This is a genomic window from Shimwellia pseudoproteus, assembly GCF_016415625.1.
Classification (GTDB): domain Bacteria; phylum Pseudomonadota; class Gammaproteobacteria; order Enterobacterales; family Enterobacteriaceae; genus Shimwellia; species Shimwellia pseudoproteus.
The window spans coordinates 229,314-246,499 of record NZ_WBXP01000001.1 but is presented as its reverse complement, the minus strand read 5'-3'; the positions used below and the strand labels follow the sequence as shown (position 1 = coordinate 246,499).

Genomic DNA, 17,186 nt, shown 5'->3' with positions numbered 1-17,186 from the left:
ACAAATTGAAATCATTTTATTGACAAAATGTTGCCATAATGTTGATTCAAACAAAATATTAACATTCACTTCTTGTCGATGTTAATCAGGGGTGGTATCGCCCTCCCGACAAGTGACCCCTTGTTTCTTGCCTGGCTGACGTGCCCGAAGAACGCGACGCAGTTCGCGATGACCGTAAGGACATTCCCATGACATTCTCACCGCTTACCTGGACGCCCGTGCAGCGCCATACGGCTATTGCCAGTTTTTCTGCCTGGACGCTGGATGCTTTTGATTTTTTCATTCTGGTTTTTGTACTCAGTGATTTGGCCACCAATTTTTCGACCTCGGTATCTGAGGTATCGCTGGCCATTATGTTAACCCTGGCGGTACGCCCCATCGGGGCGCTGATTTTTGGCCGTCTGGCGGAGCGCTTTGGCCGCAAGCCGATCCTGATGACCAATATCGCCATGTTCTCTGTTTTCGAGCTACTTTCCGCCTGGTCGCCAACCTTTGGCGCGTTCCTGCTATTTCGGGTGATCTACGGGGTCGCCATGGGCGGGATCTGGGGGGTTGCCTCTTCGCTGGCCATGGAAACTATTCCCGATCGCTCCCGGGGGCTGATGTCCGGTATTTTCCAGGCCGGTTACCCCTGTGGGTATCTGCTGGCGTCCATTGTATTTGGCCTGCTGTATAGCAGCGTGGGCTGGCGCGGCATGTTCTTGATTGGCGCACTGCCGGTACTGCTGCTGCCCTATATTTATTTTAAAGTGCCGGAGTCCCCGGTATGGCTGGCGGCCCGCTCCCGCCAGGAGAGCACGGCGTTGTTGCCGGTACTGCGTAGCCACTGGAAGCTGTGTCTCTATCTGGTGGTGGTGATGGCCTGCTTTAACTTCTTCAGCCACGGTACCCAGGACTTGTACCCAACTTTCCTCAAGGTGCAGCATGGCTTTGATCCCCATACCGTAAGCCTGATTGCCATTGGCTACAATATTGCCGCCATGATCGGCGGGGTCTTGTTTGGATCGTTGTCGGAACATATTGGCCGTAAAAAAGCGATGATGATCGCCGCGTTCCTGGCGCTGCCGGTGCTGCCGCTGTGGGCGTTCTCTAGCGGGTCATTCACTATCGGCCTCGGAGCGTTTCTGATGCAGTTTATGGTGCAGGGCGCCTGGGGGGTGGTACCGACCTGGCTCAACGAGCTGGTGCCATCCAATGCTCGCGCTGTGCTACCCGGTTTTGTTTACCAGTTGGGGAACTTGATTGCGTCGGTGAATGCCACCCTACAGGCGCGTATTGCGGAAACCCATAACGGAAATTATGGTTTCGCAATGGCGTGTGTTGCCGGGGTTGTGGCGGTGCTGATTTGCGTGTTTGTGGCCTTTGGTCGTGAGACCCGGGGAATGGTCATTTCCGGGAAGAGCGAAGCACCGGGGACCCAGGCCGGTTCACAGCACTCTTATCGTTGACAGACATCCACCCATTTAGCCGCGGTAAGTTCGGCAAGACGCTCAGGAGAGATACGAACGGCGCTATGGACAGCGCCAGCGGCGGGTACCACCTCCGGGAAGTCACGTAGCGAAATATCACAATACACCGGCAGGGGATTTTCCAGCCCAAAAGGGCAGACACCCGTCGCCGGATGGCCCGTCCAGATCAACACCTCATCACTGCTCAGCATCCGCGCTCTGGCCTTGAAGGTCTGCTTCAGTTTTTCATTGTCCAGGCGTACATCCCCCCGGGCAACAATCAAAATGACGTCATTCTCAACTTTCAGGGAGAGGGTCTTGGCAATTTGCCCCGGGGCGACGTGCAGGGCTTCGGCTGCCCCGGAAAGTGTCGCGGCGGGTTGTTTCAGTTCGATGATGTCAATATCGGGGGCATTGTCGGCAAAATATTGCCGTACGGACTGCAGACTCATGCTTTTACTAATCTCTTGATGAACGCTGCGCTAATCTGGCACAAGGCGACGTGCGCTGTAAACCACCAGGCAGGAGATACTGCTTAAAAAACGCAATTCCCGGATTGTTCCGGTGGTTATTTCAGGGTGCAGTCGCCGCAGCGTTGCACATCGGGCAGGCGATAGCGCTGGCAGCAGGTGCGGCGAACGAACAGCCCATCCCTGACCAGCATCGTGCGAAACAGGGGGTTGTCAGCGCCCGAAAGCAGGCTTTTTTCATTGAAACAGCTGTGGCGCAATTCGCTGACCAGCGCATCACCCAACAGCGGTTTTAGCTCTCCGAGGAACCATCCCACCAGATAGCCGGTATTACTCCAGATAAGTTTACCGTTGATGTCGCCGCTGGCATCCAGCGTATCAATCACCGGTTTCACTGTGGTGATCCACAGGGTTCCCAGGCGCTCACGGGGGCCAAGAAGGGTGAGTTGCGGGTCTTCTTTTGCCGCAATCCAGAAGCTGGCGGCGCGGCCGGTTTCATGGAACCCGGTTGCGATACCCGACAGCGAGATATCCAGCCCCCGGCGCTGGGTGAGTAATGCCATCATCAGTGGCGGGATCAACAGGCCAATAAACCACTGTGCCCAGAGTGATTTCAGCGGCTTATGTTCCCGCTGCACGCCGGGGTGGTTGCGATAGATATGGTCGCCATAACTGGCTAGCAGGGAGTAGAGCCGGGTGGGGGCGCGCCATTCGGCAAAGGTGAGTTGCTGTTCTGCTGGGCGGCCACCAAGGTTGATAAACTCATTAAAATAGGGGCGGTGCTGCTCAAAGCTCTGGTACAGCGTGCTGGCAACATCCGCTGGGGCGACGGTGAGCGGCCCGGACCATGCGGTGCCTGGCAGAGTGGGGGCAGAAGAAGATGCTGTACGCAGTGCCATTGCCGTCGTTACCGTAATAGTAATGAGAATGATTGTTAATGTTATCCGCGATAGCGGGGATGTACAAGATGTTTTCCTGGAAATGAAATGTCTCACCGATGGTGACAATTGATAATTGCTATCATACAATAATGAGAATGATTATCATTTGATGGTTGGGGAGGTCGTTATGCTACTGCAACGATTGGGAAGTGGTTGGGGAATCATTGTACCTGGGGTACTGGCGGCCGTATTGGCCCTGTGTGGGCTGAATGCGGCGCAGTGGCGGGTGGTGCTGGTACTGGGGATGCTGAGCACCACAGTGATGCTATTTAATCGTCATTTGCGCCACTACATGTTGTTGCCGTCGTGCCTGACTTTTGCGGGCGGCATTATGATGGTACTGACCATTATTGGCGGTAAAGCCGGGATCTGACGCAGATAACAGGGATGTTAGCGTGCTGTTTTAGCGATGATGTTTTCGGGCAATAACAGTAATGAACAGGGAAGAAAACCAATCGGGATATCACAGGGAGAATATTTTGGGGAGGAACTCTCACAGAGAGTGGTGCGAAGAGAGGGACTTGAACCCTCACGCCCGTTAAGGCACTAACACCTGAAGCTAGCGCGTCTACCAATTCCGCCACCTTCGCACAGTTTTTGATATCGTCTTTCGCATTGGTGCGAAGAGAGGGACTTGAACCCTCACGTCCGTTAAGACACTAACACCTGAAGCTAGCGCGTCTACCAATTCCGCCACCTTCGCGCAGTGCGAACGATATCTTGCGTGGTTTTTGGTGCGAAGAGAGGGACTTGAACCCTCACGTCCGTTAAGACACTAACACCTGAAGCTAGCGCGTCTACCAATTCCGCCACCTTCGCGTACCATTAATTCTCAGAGAGAATCATTACCACGGAGGCGCATTCTAGAGCTTTTCTGGCAGGCGTCAACAGTTAATTTCATGCCGCTTTTCTGAGTGCTGCAAAAAGCGGCATTTTTCCCCCGGAACTTAGCGTTTGCTGTTACGGGCCATCACGGAGCGGTAGACCTTGAAACGGCCGGTTTGAGCGATAACTTCATGATTGCCGAACGTTTCATCCAGAATATTTGGGTAAGGCAGGAAGGCATTCGCCACAATACGCAGTTCACCGCCAATATTGAGATGGCGAATGGCGCCGCGGATCAGGGTTTGGGCAGCATCCAGACTGGTTTGCAGGCCATCATGGAACGGCGGGTTGGAGATAATCATATCGAAACGGCCGCTAATGCCGGAATAGACATTGCTGGCGACCACCTCGCCTTCGATACCATTGGCGGCGAGTGTCGCTTTGCTGGCCTCAACCGCGGGGGCGGAAACATCGCTCAGGGTCAGGCGTACTTTCGGGGAGTGGCTGGCCAGGCTAACGGCCAGCACGCCGGTGCCGCAGCCGACATCCAGCACTTTGCCTTTGGTATGGGCGCTGAGGGTGGATAGCAGCAGTTGGCTGCCGACATCCAGCCCATCGCGGCTAAAGACCCCGGGTAAGGTTTTGATGGTCAGACCGTTGGTGTGGTACTCGCCCCACCAGGCGTCGGCGTCGAATGCCGGCTGTTTTTCCAGCTTGCCGTAATACAGGCCACAGCGGCGGGCGCTATCCACTTTGTTCAGCGGGGCAAATTCAGCCAGCATCTGTTCGGCACTGCGGACCCCGCTACGGTTCTCCCCCACGACGAAAATATCGCTGCCAACCGGTAATAAAGACAGCAGGTTCATCAACTGGAAATGGGCTTCAGGTTTGTTCTTCGGCCAGTAGTAGATCAGTGTGTCGCTGTCGCCAACGGCCGCGGCATCAGCGGTGAGCCCGAAGTAGGCCGCATCACCCATGATGGCAGACAGGTTCTGCCAGTGGTGGTACTGCTGAGTACAGGCACGATTTTGTGCTGAGGTGAAACGCGCAGGCAGGTCATCCTGCAAATCTCCGGCAAACAGAACGCGGCTTTGCTCGAAATCATCACTGTGGCGCAGCAAGACTTCACTTGCCGGGGTATAAGCAGACATTCATTACTCCTTTTTTCGGTAAGCGGCGATTATATACCGAAGCACCGCGCGTAGCACCTGGACGGTGATGGTCTGCACATAGCGCCAGCGCGGCGGATTTGGTATATTTACCGGCCTTCGGATCAATACAGGTTTCGCTATGACTTCCCGACGCGACTGGCAATTACAGCACCTGGGCATTACCCAATGGGCGCTGCGTCGCCCTACGGCGTTGCAGGGGGACATTGCGGTGGCCTTATCCGGGCAAACCCGGCTGGTGATTGTGGCCAGTGAGCCACCGGTGCTGGACGATCCCCTGGTTCAGGATGTGATCCGTAGCCTGGGACTGGCGGGTGATCAGGTGCAATTACTGACACCGGATCAACTGGCGATGTTACCGGCAGGCAGCCGCTGTAATAGCTGGCGGATAGCTATTGACCAGCCGTTGTCCCTGGCAGGGGCGCAACTGGACTCCCCGGCACTGGATGAACTTCAACAAAGTGGTGCGGCGCGCAGAGCGCTGTGGCAGCAGATTTGTAAATATGAACTCGATTTCTACCCTCAGCGCGGATGACCTGGCCACAGCACTGGCTATTGAACGGCGCAGCCACGCGTTTCCCTGGAGTGAAAAAACGTTACTCAGTAATCAGGGGGAGCGTTACCTGAATTTGCGGATTGATGCTGACGGTGTCATGGCCGGTTTTGCCATTACCCAGATCGTGCTGGATGAAGCTACGCTATTTAATATTGCCGTGGATCCTGCCTATCAGCGCCGTGGCCTGGGGCGGGCGCTCCTGACTGAGCTTATCAGCCAACTGGAACAGCGCGACGTGCTGACCCTGTGGCTGGAAGTGCGCGCGTCAAATGCCGGGGCTATCGCCCTGTATGAGAGCCTGGGATTTAACGAGGCGACGATACGCCGTAATTATTACCCTACAGCCGAAGGACGGGAGGACGCCATTATTATGGCGCTTCCGCTGGGGTAACAGAGATTAATGCCACACGTAGATAGGACATCGCGGGGCCGACAAGCACAAGGTGAAGTAATGAAGTGGGACTGGGTACTTTTTGACGCGGACGAAACCTTATTCACGTTTGATGCGTTCAGCGGCCTGCAGCGCATGTTCAATGACTACAGTGTGACATTTACCAATGACGACTATCAGGCTTACCAGGCGGTCAATAAACCCCTGTGGGTGGATTATCAGAATGGCGCGATCAGCGCATCTCAACTGCAATTACGCCGTTTTGAAAGCTGGGCCGAGCGCCTGAACGTCGCCCCCGGGGATCTGAACAGTGCTTTTCTGAATGCTATGGCGGAAATTTGCACCCCGTTACCCGGTGCGGTGTCGTTGCTTAATGCTCTGAAGGGGCAGGCGAAGCTTGGCATTATTACCAACGGATTCACGGCGCTACAGCAAATTCGCCTTACCCGCACCGGATTACGGGATATGTTTGATCTGCTGGTTATCTCAGAGCAGGTCGGGGTGGCAAAACCAGATCGCAAAATCTTTGATTACGCCCTGGAACAGATGGGTAATCCGCCCCGTGATCGGGTGCTGATGGTCGGCGATACCGCAGAATCTGACATTCTGGGGGGCATCAATGCCGGGCTGGCTACTTGCTGGCTTAACGCCCACGGGCGGGCGCTACCGGACGGTATCACCCCGACCTGGCAGGTCGCCACCCTGGCGGAGCTGGAGCAATTACTGTGTAAACAATAATTGGTTTGCCCCTTGCCGACGGGTAGAATGCCCGGGTCATTTTTCAGGCGCGTTGTTACCGCCGGTACGTGACCCCGGGCTTATGATTAGGCGCCCTGTGTGTTGCCAGATGGCGCATCTGCTATTTGGCGAGCCGCCGTTTTTTACTTTTATGATGCGTGGACCATCACCGCGCCAGAACAAGAAGATTGAATTATGACTTTGTCTCCTTATTTGCAGGAGGTGGCGAAACGCCGCACTTTTGCGATTATTTCTCACCCCGATGCCGGTAAAACCACCATCACTGAAAAGGTGCTGTTATTCGGACAGGCTATTCAGACCGCGGGCACAGTAAAAGGCCGGGGCTCCAGCCAGCATGCGAAATCTGACTGGATGGAAATGGAAAAGCAGCGCGGTATCTCGATTACCACCTCGGTGATGCAGTTTCCGTATCATGATTGCCTGGTTAACCTGCTGGACACCCCGGGGCACGAAGACTTCTCGGAAGATACCTACCGTACATTGACCGCCGTGGACTGCTGCCTGATGGTGATTGATGCGGCGAAAGGGGTCGAAGATCGTACCCGTAAGCTGATGGAAGTTACCCGTCTGCGCGACACGCCGATCCTGACGTTTATGAACAAGCTGGACCGTGATATCCGTGATCCGATGGAACTGCTGGATGAAGTGGAAAACGAGCTGAAAATCGGCTGCGCCCCGATCACCTGGCCGATTGGCTGCGGCAAGCTGTTCAAGGGGGTGTATCACCTCTATAAAGACGAAACCTACCTCTACCAGACCGGTAAAGGGCACACCATCCAGGAAGTCCGTATCGTAAAAGGGCTGGACAACCCGGAGCTGGAGAGCGCTGTCGGTGAGGATCTGGCCCAACAGTTGCGCGACGAGCTGGAGCTGGTAAAAGGCGCGTCTAATGAATTTGATGAAGAGCTGTTCCTGAGTGGCGACATTACCCCGGTATTCTTTGGTACCGCACTGGGTAACTTTGGCGTCGATCATATGCTGGATGGGTTGGTCTCCTGGGCTCCGGCCCCGATGCCGCGTAAAACCGACACCCGTGAGGTGACCGCCAGCGAAGAGAAATTTACCGGCTTCGTGTTTAAAATTCAGGCCAATATGGACCCGAAACACCGTGACCGCGTGGCGTTTATGCGTGTGGTGTCCGGGATGTATGAAAAGGGCATGAAACTGCGCCAGGTGCGCACCGGTAAAGATGTGGTGATTTCTGATGCGCTCACCTTTATGGCCGGTGACCGCTCCCACGTGGAAGAGGCATTCCCGGGGGATATTATCGGGTTACATAACCACGGTACGATCCAGATCGGTGATACCTTCACCCAGGGTGAAATGATGAAATTCACCGGGATCCCGAACTTCGCCCCGGAACTGTTCCGCCGTATCCGCCTGAAAGATCCGCTCAAACAGAAACAACTTCTCAAAGGGCTGGTGCAGCTGTCTGAAGAGGGCGCGGTCCAGGTATTCCGTCCGATTGCTAACAATGATCTGATTGTTGGTGCGGTCGGGGTGCTGCAGTTTGACGTGGTGGTTGCGCGTCTGAAGAGTGAGTACAATGTGGAAGCGATTTACGAATCGGTGAATGTCTCCACCGCCCGCTGGGTAGAGTGTACGGACGTGAAGAAACTCGAAGAGTTTAAGCGTAAAAACGAACTTCATCTGGCCCTGGATGGCGGTGATAACCTCAGTTATATCGCGCCAACCATGGTGAACCTGAACCTCACCCAGGAACGCTACCCGGATATCTCCTTCCGTAAAACCCGCGAGCATTAATCCCTGCTCAGGCATGGCGTTCCGCCATGCCTGCTTCCCCCTTTTCGTTATCTCTTCCGGCAACAGAAAGTTCTTAAAGCGCTGTCTTTTGGCCTTTTTTTAACCATTAATTCGGCGAAAGTCCCGGTTGTGAACTACATTTTATCCTGTGCTAACCAAAAAGACGTTTGATGGAAAGGCGGGCGCATATCCCGTCTCCGTTAAACGTTTCGGACCTGGCTCAAATAATGAGCAAACCACAGGAATAATTGATAATGATGACTAAAATGAAAAAATCACTGTTGGCTGTCACTCTGGGCGCTGTACTGGTTAGCGGCGCTGCCCTGGCGGATGATTCTCTGGGAAGCCAGGCGCAAGCTGCGGCAACCAGCGCCGGGCAGAAAATCGACAGTTCAGTGAACCATGTCGGTAATTTTATGGATGACAGCACCATCACGGCGAAAGTGAAGGCGGCGCTGATTGACGATGATGCGATCAAAAGTAGCGATATCTCGGTAAAAACCAGTAAAAAAGTGGTGACGCTGAGCGGGTTCGTCAATAGTCAGGAACAGGCAGAGAAAGCCGTCACGGTGGCGAAAGGGGTCCCCGGGGTGGTCTCGGTCAGCGATAAACTGCACGTTAAAGATGCTGCGGGTAAACAGCAGTCGATTAGCGGCTACGCAGGTGACACGGCCACCACCAGTGAAATTAAAGCTAAATTTCTCGCAGACAGCGAAATCCCGTCACGGAATGTGAAGGTGACCACATCGAACGGGGTTGTGCACTTGTCTGGTACCGTAAAAAGCCAGGCTCAGGCCGCCAAAGCAGAACAAATTGCTAAAGCGGTTGAGGGTGTGAAGAGCGTAAAAAACGATATCAGTGTTAAGTAGTTCCCCCAGTCTCCCGCTGGCCGGAACCTGAATGCGCGAGGGTGGTGAGTACTTTCACCAGCACGTGATAAACGGGGCCAGGGGGAAACCTGCTGCCTGACAGCGGTTGTAACTGTCTTACAACATGGTAAAGGAGCGTCTTATGTTTCGATGGGGCATTATCTTTCTTGTTATTGCATTAATTGCCGCAGCACTGGGTTTTGGTGGCCTTGCAGGCACCGCAGCGTGGGCCGCAAAAATTGTCTTTATCGTCGGTATTATTTTGTTTTTGTTCAGCCTGTTTACCGGGCGCCGACGTCCATGACCAGGCTTAGGGCCGGGTAATCTTCGCCGGGGGATATTTCCCCCGCAGGTTACATCCTCTGACAACAAAGACCGGGAAAGAGACGCCGAAAGGTGCTTTTCCGGTTTTCTTCTTTGCGTTACCGATCTATAACAAGATGACGACATAAAAACAGGGATAACGCAGTGGGGCAGCGCATACCAATAACGCTTGGCAATATTATGCCACTGGCGATAAAACCATTCAGGCCCGGAAAGCTGGCGTTAGTCTGTGAAGGCGGCGGGCAGCGGGGGATCTTTACAGCCGGGGTGCTGGATGAATTTATGCGCGCCCGGTTCAACCCGTTCGACAGCTACTACGGTACGTCTGCCGGGGCCCAAAACCTTTCGGCGTTTGTGTGCCATCAACCGGGCTATGCCCATACGGTTATCACCCATTACACCACCCAACGGGAATTTTTTAACCCGGTGCGCTTTGTCCGGGGAGGTAACTTAATCGATCTCGACTGGCTGGTGGACAGCACATCGCACAAAATGCCGCTGGCGATGGAGAGCGCCGCCCGATTGTTTGATAAAGGTAAGCGCTTCTATATCTGTACCTGCCGCAGCGATAACTACGCGGCGAGTTACTTTTCCCCCGAGAACGGCAACTGGCTGGATTTGATCCGCGCCACCAGCGCCATCCCTGGTTTTTACCGTAACGGTGTGCCGATGAATGGCACTGTCTGGCAGGATGGCGGGATCAGTGACGCGGTGCCGGTCCAGGAGGCGGTCCGTCAGGGGGCGCAAACCCTGGTGGTGATCCGCACGGTTCCTTCGCAAATGTACTATACCCCGCAGTGGTTTAAACGCATGGAGCGCTGGCTGGGGGATAGCAGCGTACAACCACTGATTAATCTGGTGCAGCACCATTCCAGCTGCTATTCAGCGATGCAGCAATTTATTGAAAACCCGCCGGACAACGTGAGAATTTTTGAAATCTATCCGCCAAAACCACTGCTCAGTATGGCACTGGGCAGCGGCCAGCCTGCGCTGCGCGCGGATTACAAAACCGGCCGTTTATGTGGTCGCTACTTTCTGGCCACCGTGGGCTCGCTGCTGGCGGAACAACCACCGCTGCTGCGTTACCATCCGAAAGTGAGGCCGGCGGCCGCGGCACCGGCAGTGATCATGCCCCAGTGCGACCTGCCGGCAGCCAATGAGCCTGCCGATATGATAGCCATGGACCAGCGCCACGCCAACGATGGTACGTTCTCCAAAGAGGACACGGCGTGAGCCTGCATTTTGTCGACACCCACTGCCATTTTGATTTCCCGCCTTTTGCCCACCATGAGGCCGAAAGCCTGGCGCTGGCCGCTGCCGCCGGTGTCAGGCATATCATTGTGCCAGCCATCAGTGCCGCCCGTTTCCCGGCCGTGCTGGATTTAGCGCATCGCTTTAACGGCCTTTATGGGGCATTGGGGTTACATCCGCTCTGGGTGGCGGAACATCGTGATGAGCATCTGACACAGCTTGAGCAGCAACTGGCCCGCCGCGACCCGGCGATTGTGGCCATAGGTGAGATTGGGCTGGACTTGTATATGGATACGCCACAATTTACCCGCCAGGAAGCGTTGCTTGATAGCCAGTTGCAGCTGGCGAAACACTATGATTTACCGGTGATCCTGCATTCGCGCCGCACCCACGATAAGCTGGCCATGCACCTGCGTCGCCATCATCTGGCGCGTACCGGTGTGGTGCACGGTTTTGCCGGCAGTTACCAGCAGGCGAAACAATTTGTCGATCTTGGGTATAAGATTGGTGTTGGGGGCACCATTACCTATCCCCGGGCCACAAAGAGTCGCGACGTTATCGCCCGGCTACCGGTGGATGCGTTGTTACTGGAGACCGATGCCCCGGATATGCCCCTCAATGGCTGGCAAGGGCAACCTAACCGGCCGGAGCGGGTGGCTGAGGTCTTTTGGATATTGTGTTCATTACGGCCAGAGGCACCACCGGTTCTGGCGGAACATATTCTGCAAAATAGCATGCGGTTATTTATGCTGCCTGAGGCATAAACGCCAGCTGCGCTTCTTTTCTGATAACGTTTTTTTTGCTGGATAATACATTGCGATGCGGTCATCATTTTCGCTGGGGAATAACCGTATTGGTTATTTTTAGCGGAAAGGCGGTGCCAGATAAATAGCGCCAGGCTATTATTTGTCTGCTGAAAATATATTATAGAAATAGGCTGGTTCAATCAGCTAAACAAGATAACAATAGACTATTAAATATACCCACCTGCGATGGTGTTGGGAAATACGCCGCAGATATCCCGGCCATAAATGATGCCAGACCAACGCTGTCCGCCATTTCCAGTGATAACTTAATGAGACTTAAGAAAGGATCACTGCCTATCATTGATTCCCCTCGACATTATTAACTCCTCATCACGGTTAAATTAATATTACTTCACTTTTTAACGCGTCGGTGTCTCGTTATGGTCTCGTCATCACCGAACGGGAACGAGTGCTATGAACGCTTCATTAATAAGAATGACAGTAATAACCAGTTTTTTGTTTATCGCTAGTAGTGGAAGTTCGCTCGCAAATATGACGGTTTATCCTATGAGTAGCGTTATTGATAATAGCGAGCAAGAGGCGACAACGTTACAGGTATTATCTAAATCTGAACATACCCAATACGTGCGTACGGTAGTGAAGCGTATCTCTCGGCCCGCTACCGCGTTTGAATCTGAACAAGATCCCCAGGGCGACCCGGGAATAATTGTCTCCCCCGAGAAGTTTATCTTACCCGCCGGTGTCACCCGAACGGTACGTTTAATTAGCCTGCGTTCGCCGGAAAAAGAAGAAGCCTGGCGGGTTTATTTTGAGGCGGTGCCTTCACTGGATGAACCTGAACCGGACAGCAAGCTGGAAAAAACTAAAGTAAATGTGAACCTCATATGGGGGGTATTAGTGCGCCTGATGCCAGGGGTTCAACAGCCGGAAATTGTCCGCTCTGTAGATGGAAAGGAATTAATAAATAAAGGCAATTTGCGTTATGGCGTACTGCGTGTTGCGCAGTGCACCGGCGCCAGCGATAGCAGCTGTCGCTGGCAAAACGTGGACAAGAGTGTTTATCCCGGCGAAGCGTTAGCGCTGCCTGCCGGGGTGTCATCCGGTGCGGTAAAAATCGAATACCGCATTGGCAAATCGGCGCCGGCAACAACAATATTGGCCGCCGGTGCTTCTTCATCAGGTAAGTAATCAAAAAAGGATATTTTCATGAAAATGAATTACAAAGCAGCGGCAGTAGCCCTGGCATCACTATTCTCTGTTTCTGCTTTTGCTGTGCAAAAGGATATTACCGTTGTTGCCGACATCGATCCGACCATTGAGCTGTTACAGGCCGATGGTTCTGCACTGCCGCAGAGCCTGCGTATGTCTTACCTGCCAGGGGTTGGTCTGCTGAATGAAAAAGTCAGCACCAAGATCTACACCAATGACGCAACGCAGAAAGTGCAGGTTCGCCTGTTGTCTGAGCCGCAGCTGCTGGCGGTAACCAATCCTTCTGCGGCAGCAATCCCACTGAAGGTAACCTATAACGGCAGCGAGCTGAGCACTGCAGTGATTGATCTGCAGCCGGCCACGCTGTTCCCGAATGGCCGTATTGATAACGGCTCCATTCCGATGGATCTGGTTATTGGGCAAAAAACACCGGGTGTGGTCGCCACTGCCGGTTCTTACCAGGGGGTGGTTAGCGTCATCCTTAACACCGCCGCAGTCAGCGCAAATCTGTAATTGATGTATGAGCTTTTCAGGGGCGCTTTGGCGCCCCTGTTTTAAGTATGGACTTCTGTGTAAAAGGAGGTTTGCTTTGTGCATCAAGGCGTATTTGTTCATTACCCCAATACTGCTTGTGGCTCCCTCAGTCCTTGCCGCTGAAAATAGCGCGCCGCTCAAAGTCCCCCCTGGTTTTGAATCATTAATCGACGGTCAGGAAGAGCAGCTCGAGGTTAAACTTGCCGGGCGCGAGCTGGGGCTATTTTCCCTGGTCGTGAAACCAGAAACGATCAGCTTTAATCAACCTGAGCTGATATTTAACGCCCTGAATGGCGCCCAACTAGCGCCGGAGGAGCAACAACAGCTGAAGCGGGCACTCAGCAGCCCGATGGACCGCAATGGACAATATGCCTGTAATGGCAACGAGGTTACCGGTTGCGGTTTTATTGCTACTGATAATGTCGCCGCGATTCTGGATGAATCCCAGGGGGCCGTACTGCTTTTTATTAACCCTGGCTGGCTGGGGAAAAATACCCCGGACGATCGCTATAACACGCTGACCAGCGAAGCCGTTAATGCGTTTGTTCACCGGCAGACGATAAACGTCAGTGGTGATAAATACAGTAAAAATATGAGCGTTAGTGGCGCGGGAGCGTTGGGCCTGGGGGAGAATCGTTATTTAGGCGGGGATTGGGCGCTGACGCTGACGGAGATGGATAAAAAACGCAGCCATATGTTTTGGTTTGATAACCTCTATGCGCGTCAGGATCTTGGCCACCGTTATTACCTGCAGGCGGGGCGAATGGATCAGCGTAATCTCTCTGGCCCGTTGGGGGGAAGCTTTGGGTTTTCATTACTGCCGCTTGACCGCTTTAATGGCGTTCGCGTGGGGACCACCAGCGCCTATATCAACAATGCGGTAAGCCAGGACGCAACGCCATTAATGGTCCAGACTAACCGCAATGCGAGAGTGGATATCTATCGTGGTTCGCAACTCCTGAGCAGCCAGTATTTTGCTGCGGGGATTAACGCGGTTAACACCAGTACCTTTCCGCCGGGCAGTTACGGCCTTGAGCTCAGGGTATTTGAAAATGGCGTACTGCAACGTACTGAGCAGCAACCCTTTACCAAAAGCAGTGGGGGGTTTGGCAATGGGCTGCAGTGGTTTTTACAGGCCGGTAGTCGGGACACCGCTAACGCGAGCGCGCCAGGCCTGCAAAGTAAGACTGTTGCGGCAGCCGGTGCCCAGATATCGCCGTTACGGGATATCCAACTGACGGCCGGGAGCGCGCTATCTAATAAAAATATTTATCACGAAGTGCGGCTTGATGCGCAAAAGGCACTGAGCTTTGGTGTACTTAGCAGCGCGGTCAGCGGCTACATGGGTAATGATGGCTCCCGCGGTGATATTCAGCAACTGACGTTTACCGATGGTTTTATGCTGAGTATGTATCGGTACAATACCGGTGGTTCTGTATGCAGTAAAACGGACAGTCGGACAGAAAATAGTGCCGGGTGTTACACCTCATTAAATGCCACTCTCTCCGTGCCTTTCTCTGGCTTAACCACCACGCTGGGTTATACCGAAACCAAAAACAAAGGGCGGACATACTGGGCTTATGATCCCGTTGACCCGCTCAACCCGGTACAGCGCTACAATGCGCCGGGCCGAACATCGCGGGCCTGGCAGCTTGGCGCGAATAAATCCTTTAACTGGCAGCGGATGAATATTAATAGCCGCGCCGGGCTGTATCGTAACGACTATGGCTATCAGAAGGATGACGGTATTTTTCTTGGGATATCGTTATCCCGGGCTTCCCAGCCGCCATCACCGTCAGGCCGGGACAGCTTCAGTAGTGCGGCGGTGGATTACCGCAGCAGCAAGCAAAATAGCGCCCTGGCAACCTATAACCTCAACCATACCATGATGTGGCAGCAGGGGCTGTATCGCGAACTGGGGCTTAATTTCTCTGGTGATAAAGACAATAACTACAGTGGAGGTATCAGTGGCCGAGTGAATGGCCGCTATGGTGATCTTAACGCCACGCTCAGCGATAGCTACAGCAAGGTTCAGGGCAACCGCAGTAGTGTGACAGCGGGCTATTCTTCGGCATTTGCGGTTTCCCGGTACGGTGCATTTATTGGCGGTGGCGGCGGTGGCGAGCCAGCAGCGGCGGTGGCTGTCAGAGTCTCTCCCAGCGAAGAAAACGGTAAAACGGCGGCAGCAGAGGTACATGGCAATAGCTACCGGCCGGTTACGCTTGGCTTTGGTGATGCGGCGCTGATGGTGGTGGAAGGCTACCAGTATGGTCAAGTGGATGTCCGGGATGCGAACGTCAATACCCGACGCAGCAGCATTGCGAATGTTTCCCACGGCGGAGGAATGAAACCGTACTTCCTGACCCCGGGGCATCTGGTAATGCGTGATGTGGGCAGCTCGGTGACCTGGATTTACCTTGGCCGGGCGCTGGGGCCGGGTGGGCAGCCGCTGGCTAATGCGCAGGTGCTAAACCAGCCATTACCGGCGCTGGGGAGCGATGGGCGTTTCACCCTTCAGGCCAATCATAAAGTCGAGGCGCTGTGGCTGATGGTGGATGGGCAGTTAATGCGTTGTCCGCTGAGCGTGAAACGTACCCGGGATGTGATCAAAATCGTCGGTGATGTGCAGTGTAGCGCTGCCGGGGTCGAGGGGCTGCCGCAGTCTCTGAAAATGACGCCGCGGGTGATGAAGCTGCTGGCGCTGGCAAAACGCTGATGAATTACTGATACCCCTCATCGTTTTTTGCCCCAATACGGCACCGTTTGTTCGGTGCCGTGTTTTTTCTGAAGGGGCAGGTATATCAACTAAAATCATCCTGTAAGGCCATTTTGCCTTCCCGAAACCGGGGGGGCGTTTGCCGTTCTGGCGATGATTTTGTTATTTAAATCACATATAATGTCTGTATTGATGCAATTTCACAGTCTTTTTGTGAATAGAATCACGATGTGGCCCGGACGGGCGATGTTAAAATTCTAACATCACAATGCGTGATATGCGGTGCCACGGACATTGGCGCAAGAGCGAAACGCTACTTATCTTCATGGAGCCAGGAACCGCTCCAACGTATTGAGTCATTTACCGGGCTCTTATTTCTTTTGTTGGAGAATGTTATGACTGATTTAACTGCCAGTAGTCTGCGCGCCCTGAAACTGATGGACCTGACTACCCTTAACGATGACGATACCGATGAGAAAGTCATCGCCCTGTGCCACCAGGCGAAAACACCAGTAGGCACCCCCGCTGCCATTTGTATTTACCCGCGCTTTATCCCGATTGCCCGCAAAACCCTGAATGCTCAGGGGACGCCGGATGTACATATCGCCACGGTAACCAACTTCCCGCACGGTAATGACGATATTGATATTGCGCTGGCCGAAACCCGCGCCGCCATTGCTTACGGTGCCGATGAAGTTGACGTGGTATTCCCGTACCGCGCCCTGATGGCGGGTAACGAACAGGTTGGTTTTGAGCTGGTGAAAGCCTGTAAAGCGGCCTGCGCGGCGGCAAATGTGCTGCTGAAAGTGATTATCGAAACCGGCGAACTGAAACAAGAAGCGCTGATCCGTAAAGCCTCTGAAATTGCCATTAACGCCGGTGCGGACTTCATTAAAACCTCCACCGGTAAAGTGCCGGTCAATGCCACCCCGGAAAGCGCCCGCATTATGATGGAAGTGATCCGCGACATGGGCGTACAGAAAACCGTTGGTTTTAAACCGGCGGGTGGGGTGCGTAGCGCCGAAGATGCCGCAGAATTTCTCGCCATTGCTGACGGGCTGTTCGGCGCGGACTGGGCTGACTCTCGCCACTTCCGCTTTGGGGCATCCAGCCTGCTGGCCAGCCTGCTGAAAGCGCTGGGCCACGGCGACGGCAAGAGCGCCAGCAGTTACTAAGTTCTCAGCGGCGGATTC

At 54.0% G+C, this 17,186-nt stretch carries 17 protein-coding genes and 3 tRNA genes; 14 read left to right on the top strand and 6 right to left on the bottom strand.

Annotation, left to right across the window (positions count from 1 at the left end):
• The first annotated feature begins 188 nt into the window (after positions 1–188).
• Entirely contained in the window at positions 189–1,448 is a 1,260-nt protein-coding gene (locus F9C28_RS01090) for an MFS transporter (RefSeq protein WP_199013245.1), read from the top strand.
• On the opposite strand, the gene F9C28_RS01085 is transcribed toward F9C28_RS01090, so the two are convergent.
• Together F9C28_RS01085 and fhuF are read right to left on the bottom strand one after the other, a co-directional pair.
• The gene (locus tag F9C28_RS01085; RefSeq protein ID WP_199013244.1) at positions 1,439–1,900 is read right to left on the bottom strand and encodes a YbaK/EbsC family protein; all 462 of its coding nucleotides are present in this window, start codon (positions 1,898–1,900) and stop codon (positions 1,439–1,441) included. The genes F9C28_RS01090 and F9C28_RS01085 overlap by 10 nt on opposite strands.
• A 116-nt stretch (positions 1,901–2,016) precedes the next feature.
• Positions 2,017–2,817, bottom strand: coding sequence for a siderophore-iron reductase FhuF (gene fhuF / locus F9C28_RS01080; RefSeq protein ID WP_199013243.1), 801 nt, complete (start codon positions 2,815–2,817; stop codon positions 2,017–2,019).
• A 169-nt stretch (positions 2,818–2,986) separates the two neighbouring features.
• On the opposite strand from fhuF, the gene F9C28_RS01075 reads away from it, so the two are divergent.
• Positions 2,987–3,232, top strand: a complete 246-nt coding sequence (locus F9C28_RS01075) for a DUF1435 domain-containing protein (protein WP_199013242.1) — start codon at positions 2,987–2,989, stop codon at positions 3,230–3,232.
• 130 nt (positions 3,233–3,362) lie between these two features.
• On the opposite strand, the gene F9C28_RS01070 is transcribed toward F9C28_RS01075, so the two are convergent.
• The 4 genes from F9C28_RS01070 to rsmC all read right to left on the bottom strand — a co-directional run bounded on the left by F9C28_RS01070 (position 3,363) and on the right by rsmC (position 4,835).
• Positions 3,363–3,449, bottom strand: a tRNA-Leu gene (locus tag F9C28_RS01070).
• Between the two features lie 26 nt (positions 3,450–3,475).
• A tRNA-Leu gene (locus F9C28_RS01065) sits at positions 3,476–3,562 on the bottom strand.
• A gap of 29 nt (positions 3,563–3,591) precedes the next feature.
• Positions 3,592–3,678, bottom strand: a tRNA-Leu gene (locus F9C28_RS01060).
• A 128-nt stretch (positions 3,679–3,806) separates the two neighbouring features.
• The gene (rsmC, locus tag F9C28_RS01055) at positions 3,807–4,835 is read right to left on the bottom strand and encodes a 16S rRNA (guanine(1207)-N(2))-methyltransferase RsmC (RefSeq protein WP_199013241.1); all 1,029 of its coding nucleotides are present in this window, start codon (positions 4,833–4,835) and stop codon (positions 3,807–3,809) included.
• Between the two features lie 139 nt (positions 4,836–4,974).
• Here rsmC and F9C28_RS01050 point away from each other — a divergent pair, with 139 nt between their 5' ends.
• The 12 genes from F9C28_RS01050 (at position 4,975) to deoC (ending at position 17,168) form a co-directional block, all read left to right on the top strand.
• A complete protein-coding gene (locus F9C28_RS01050) occupies positions 4,975–5,388 on the top strand; it encodes a DNA polymerase III subunit psi (RefSeq protein WP_199013240.1) in 414 nt (137 codons plus the stop codon).
• On the top strand, positions 5,357–5,800 hold the full coding sequence (gene rimI / locus F9C28_RS01045) for a ribosomal protein S18-alanine N-acetyltransferase (RefSeq protein WP_199013239.1): 444 nt from the start codon (positions 5,357–5,359) through the stop codon (positions 5,798–5,800). Before F9C28_RS01050 ends, rimI begins: the two co-directional genes overlap by 32 nt.
• 60 nt (positions 5,801–5,860) lie before the next feature.
• On the top strand, positions 5,861–6,538 hold the full coding sequence (yjjG, locus tag F9C28_RS01040; protein ID WP_199013238.1) for a pyrimidine 5'-nucleotidase: 678 nt from the start codon (positions 5,861–5,863) through the stop codon (positions 6,536–6,538).
• 195 nt (positions 6,539–6,733) lie between these two features.
• Entirely contained in the window at positions 6,734–8,323 is a 1,590-nt protein-coding gene (prfC, locus tag F9C28_RS01035; protein ID WP_199013237.1) for a peptide chain release factor 3, read from the top strand.
• Between the two features lie 251 nt (positions 8,324–8,574).
• The gene (gene osmY / locus F9C28_RS01030) at positions 8,575–9,192 is read left to right on the top strand and encodes a molecular chaperone OsmY (RefSeq protein WP_199013284.1); all 618 of its coding nucleotides are present in this window, start codon (positions 8,575–8,577) and stop codon (positions 9,190–9,192) included.
• Between the two features lie 142 nt (positions 9,193–9,334).
• The gene (locus F9C28_RS01025) at positions 9,335–9,496 is read left to right on the top strand and encodes a DUF1328 domain-containing protein (protein ID WP_199013283.1); all 162 of its coding nucleotides are present in this window, start codon (positions 9,335–9,337) and stop codon (positions 9,494–9,496) included.
• A gap of 164 nt (positions 9,497–9,660) precedes the next feature.
• Positions 9,661–10,749: a patatin-like phospholipase family protein gene (locus tag F9C28_RS01020; protein ID WP_199013236.1), complete on the top strand. Its 1,089-nt coding sequence runs from the start codon at positions 9,661–9,663 to the stop codon at positions 10,747–10,749.
• Complete coding sequence (locus tag F9C28_RS01015; protein WP_199013235.1) at positions 10,746–11,531, top strand: TatD family hydrolase; 786 nt, start codon at positions 10,746–10,748, stop codon at positions 11,529–11,531. Before F9C28_RS01020 ends, F9C28_RS01015 begins: the two co-directional genes overlap by 4 nt.
• A gap of 456 nt (positions 11,532–11,987) precedes the next feature.
• Positions 11,988–12,722 (top strand): fimbria/pilus periplasmic chaperone, encoded by a 735-nt coding sequence (locus F9C28_RS01010; RefSeq protein WP_199013234.1) that lies wholly within the window; start codon positions 11,988–11,990, stop codon positions 12,720–12,722.
• Between the two features lie 18 nt (positions 12,723–12,740).
• Positions 12,741–13,256: a CS1 type fimbrial major subunit gene (locus F9C28_RS01005; protein ID WP_199013233.1), complete on the top strand. Its 516-nt coding sequence runs from the start codon at positions 12,741–12,743 to the stop codon at positions 13,254–13,256.
• A 118-nt stretch (positions 13,257–13,374) separates the two neighbouring features.
• Positions 13,375–15,993: a TcfC E-set like domain-containing protein gene (locus F9C28_RS01000; RefSeq protein WP_332888476.1), complete on the top strand. Its 2,619-nt coding sequence runs from the start codon at positions 13,375–13,377 to the stop codon at positions 15,991–15,993.
• Between the two features lie 395 nt (positions 15,994–16,388).
• A complete protein-coding gene (gene deoC, locus F9C28_RS00995) occupies positions 16,389–17,168 on the top strand; it encodes a deoxyribose-phosphate aldolase (protein ID WP_199013231.1) in 780 nt (259 codons plus the stop codon).
• Positions 17,169–17,186: the final 18 nt, after the last annotated feature.

Coding starts and splice junctions, on each gene's coding strand:
- F9C28_RS01090 (WP_199013245.1), top strand. CDS start 189: ATGACATTCTCACCGCTTACCTGGACGCCCGTGCAGCGCCATACGGCT.
- F9C28_RS01085 (WP_199013244.1), bottom strand. CDS start 1,900: ATGAGTCTGCAGTCCGTACGGCAATATTTTGCCGACAATGCCCCCGAT.
- fhuF (WP_199013243.1), bottom strand. CDS start 2,817: ATGGCACTGCGTACAGCATCTTCTTCTGCCCCCACTCTGCCAGGCACC.
- F9C28_RS01075 (WP_199013242.1), top strand. CDS start 2,987: ATGCTACTGCAACGATTGGGAAGTGGTTGGGGAATCATTGTACCTGGG.
- rsmC (WP_199013241.1), bottom strand. CDS start 4,835: ATGTCTGCTTATACCCCGGCAAGTGAAGTCTTGCTGCGCCACAGTGAT.
- F9C28_RS01050 (WP_199013240.1), top strand. CDS start 4,975: ATGACTTCCCGACGCGACTGGCAATTACAGCACCTGGGCATTACCCAA.
- rimI (WP_199013239.1), top strand. CDS start 5,357: ATGAACTCGATTTCTACCCTCAGCGCGGATGACCTGGCCACAGCACTG.
- yjjG (WP_199013238.1), top strand. CDS start 5,861: ATGAAGTGGGACTGGGTACTTTTTGACGCGGACGAAACCTTATTCACG.
- prfC (WP_199013237.1), top strand. CDS start 6,734: ATGACTTTGTCTCCTTATTTGCAGGAGGTGGCGAAACGCCGCACTTTT.
- F9C28_RS01025 (WP_199013283.1), top strand. CDS start 9,335: ATGTTTCGATGGGGCATTATCTTTCTTGTTATTGCATTAATTGCCGCA.
- F9C28_RS01010 (WP_199013234.1), top strand. CDS start 11,988: ATGAACGCTTCATTAATAAGAATGACAGTAATAACCAGTTTTTTGTTT.
- F9C28_RS01005 (WP_199013233.1), top strand. CDS start 12,741: ATGAAAATGAATTACAAAGCAGCGGCAGTAGCCCTGGCATCACTATTC.
- deoC (WP_199013231.1), top strand. CDS start 16,389: ATGACTGATTTAACTGCCAGTAGTCTGCGCGCCCTGAAACTGATGGAC.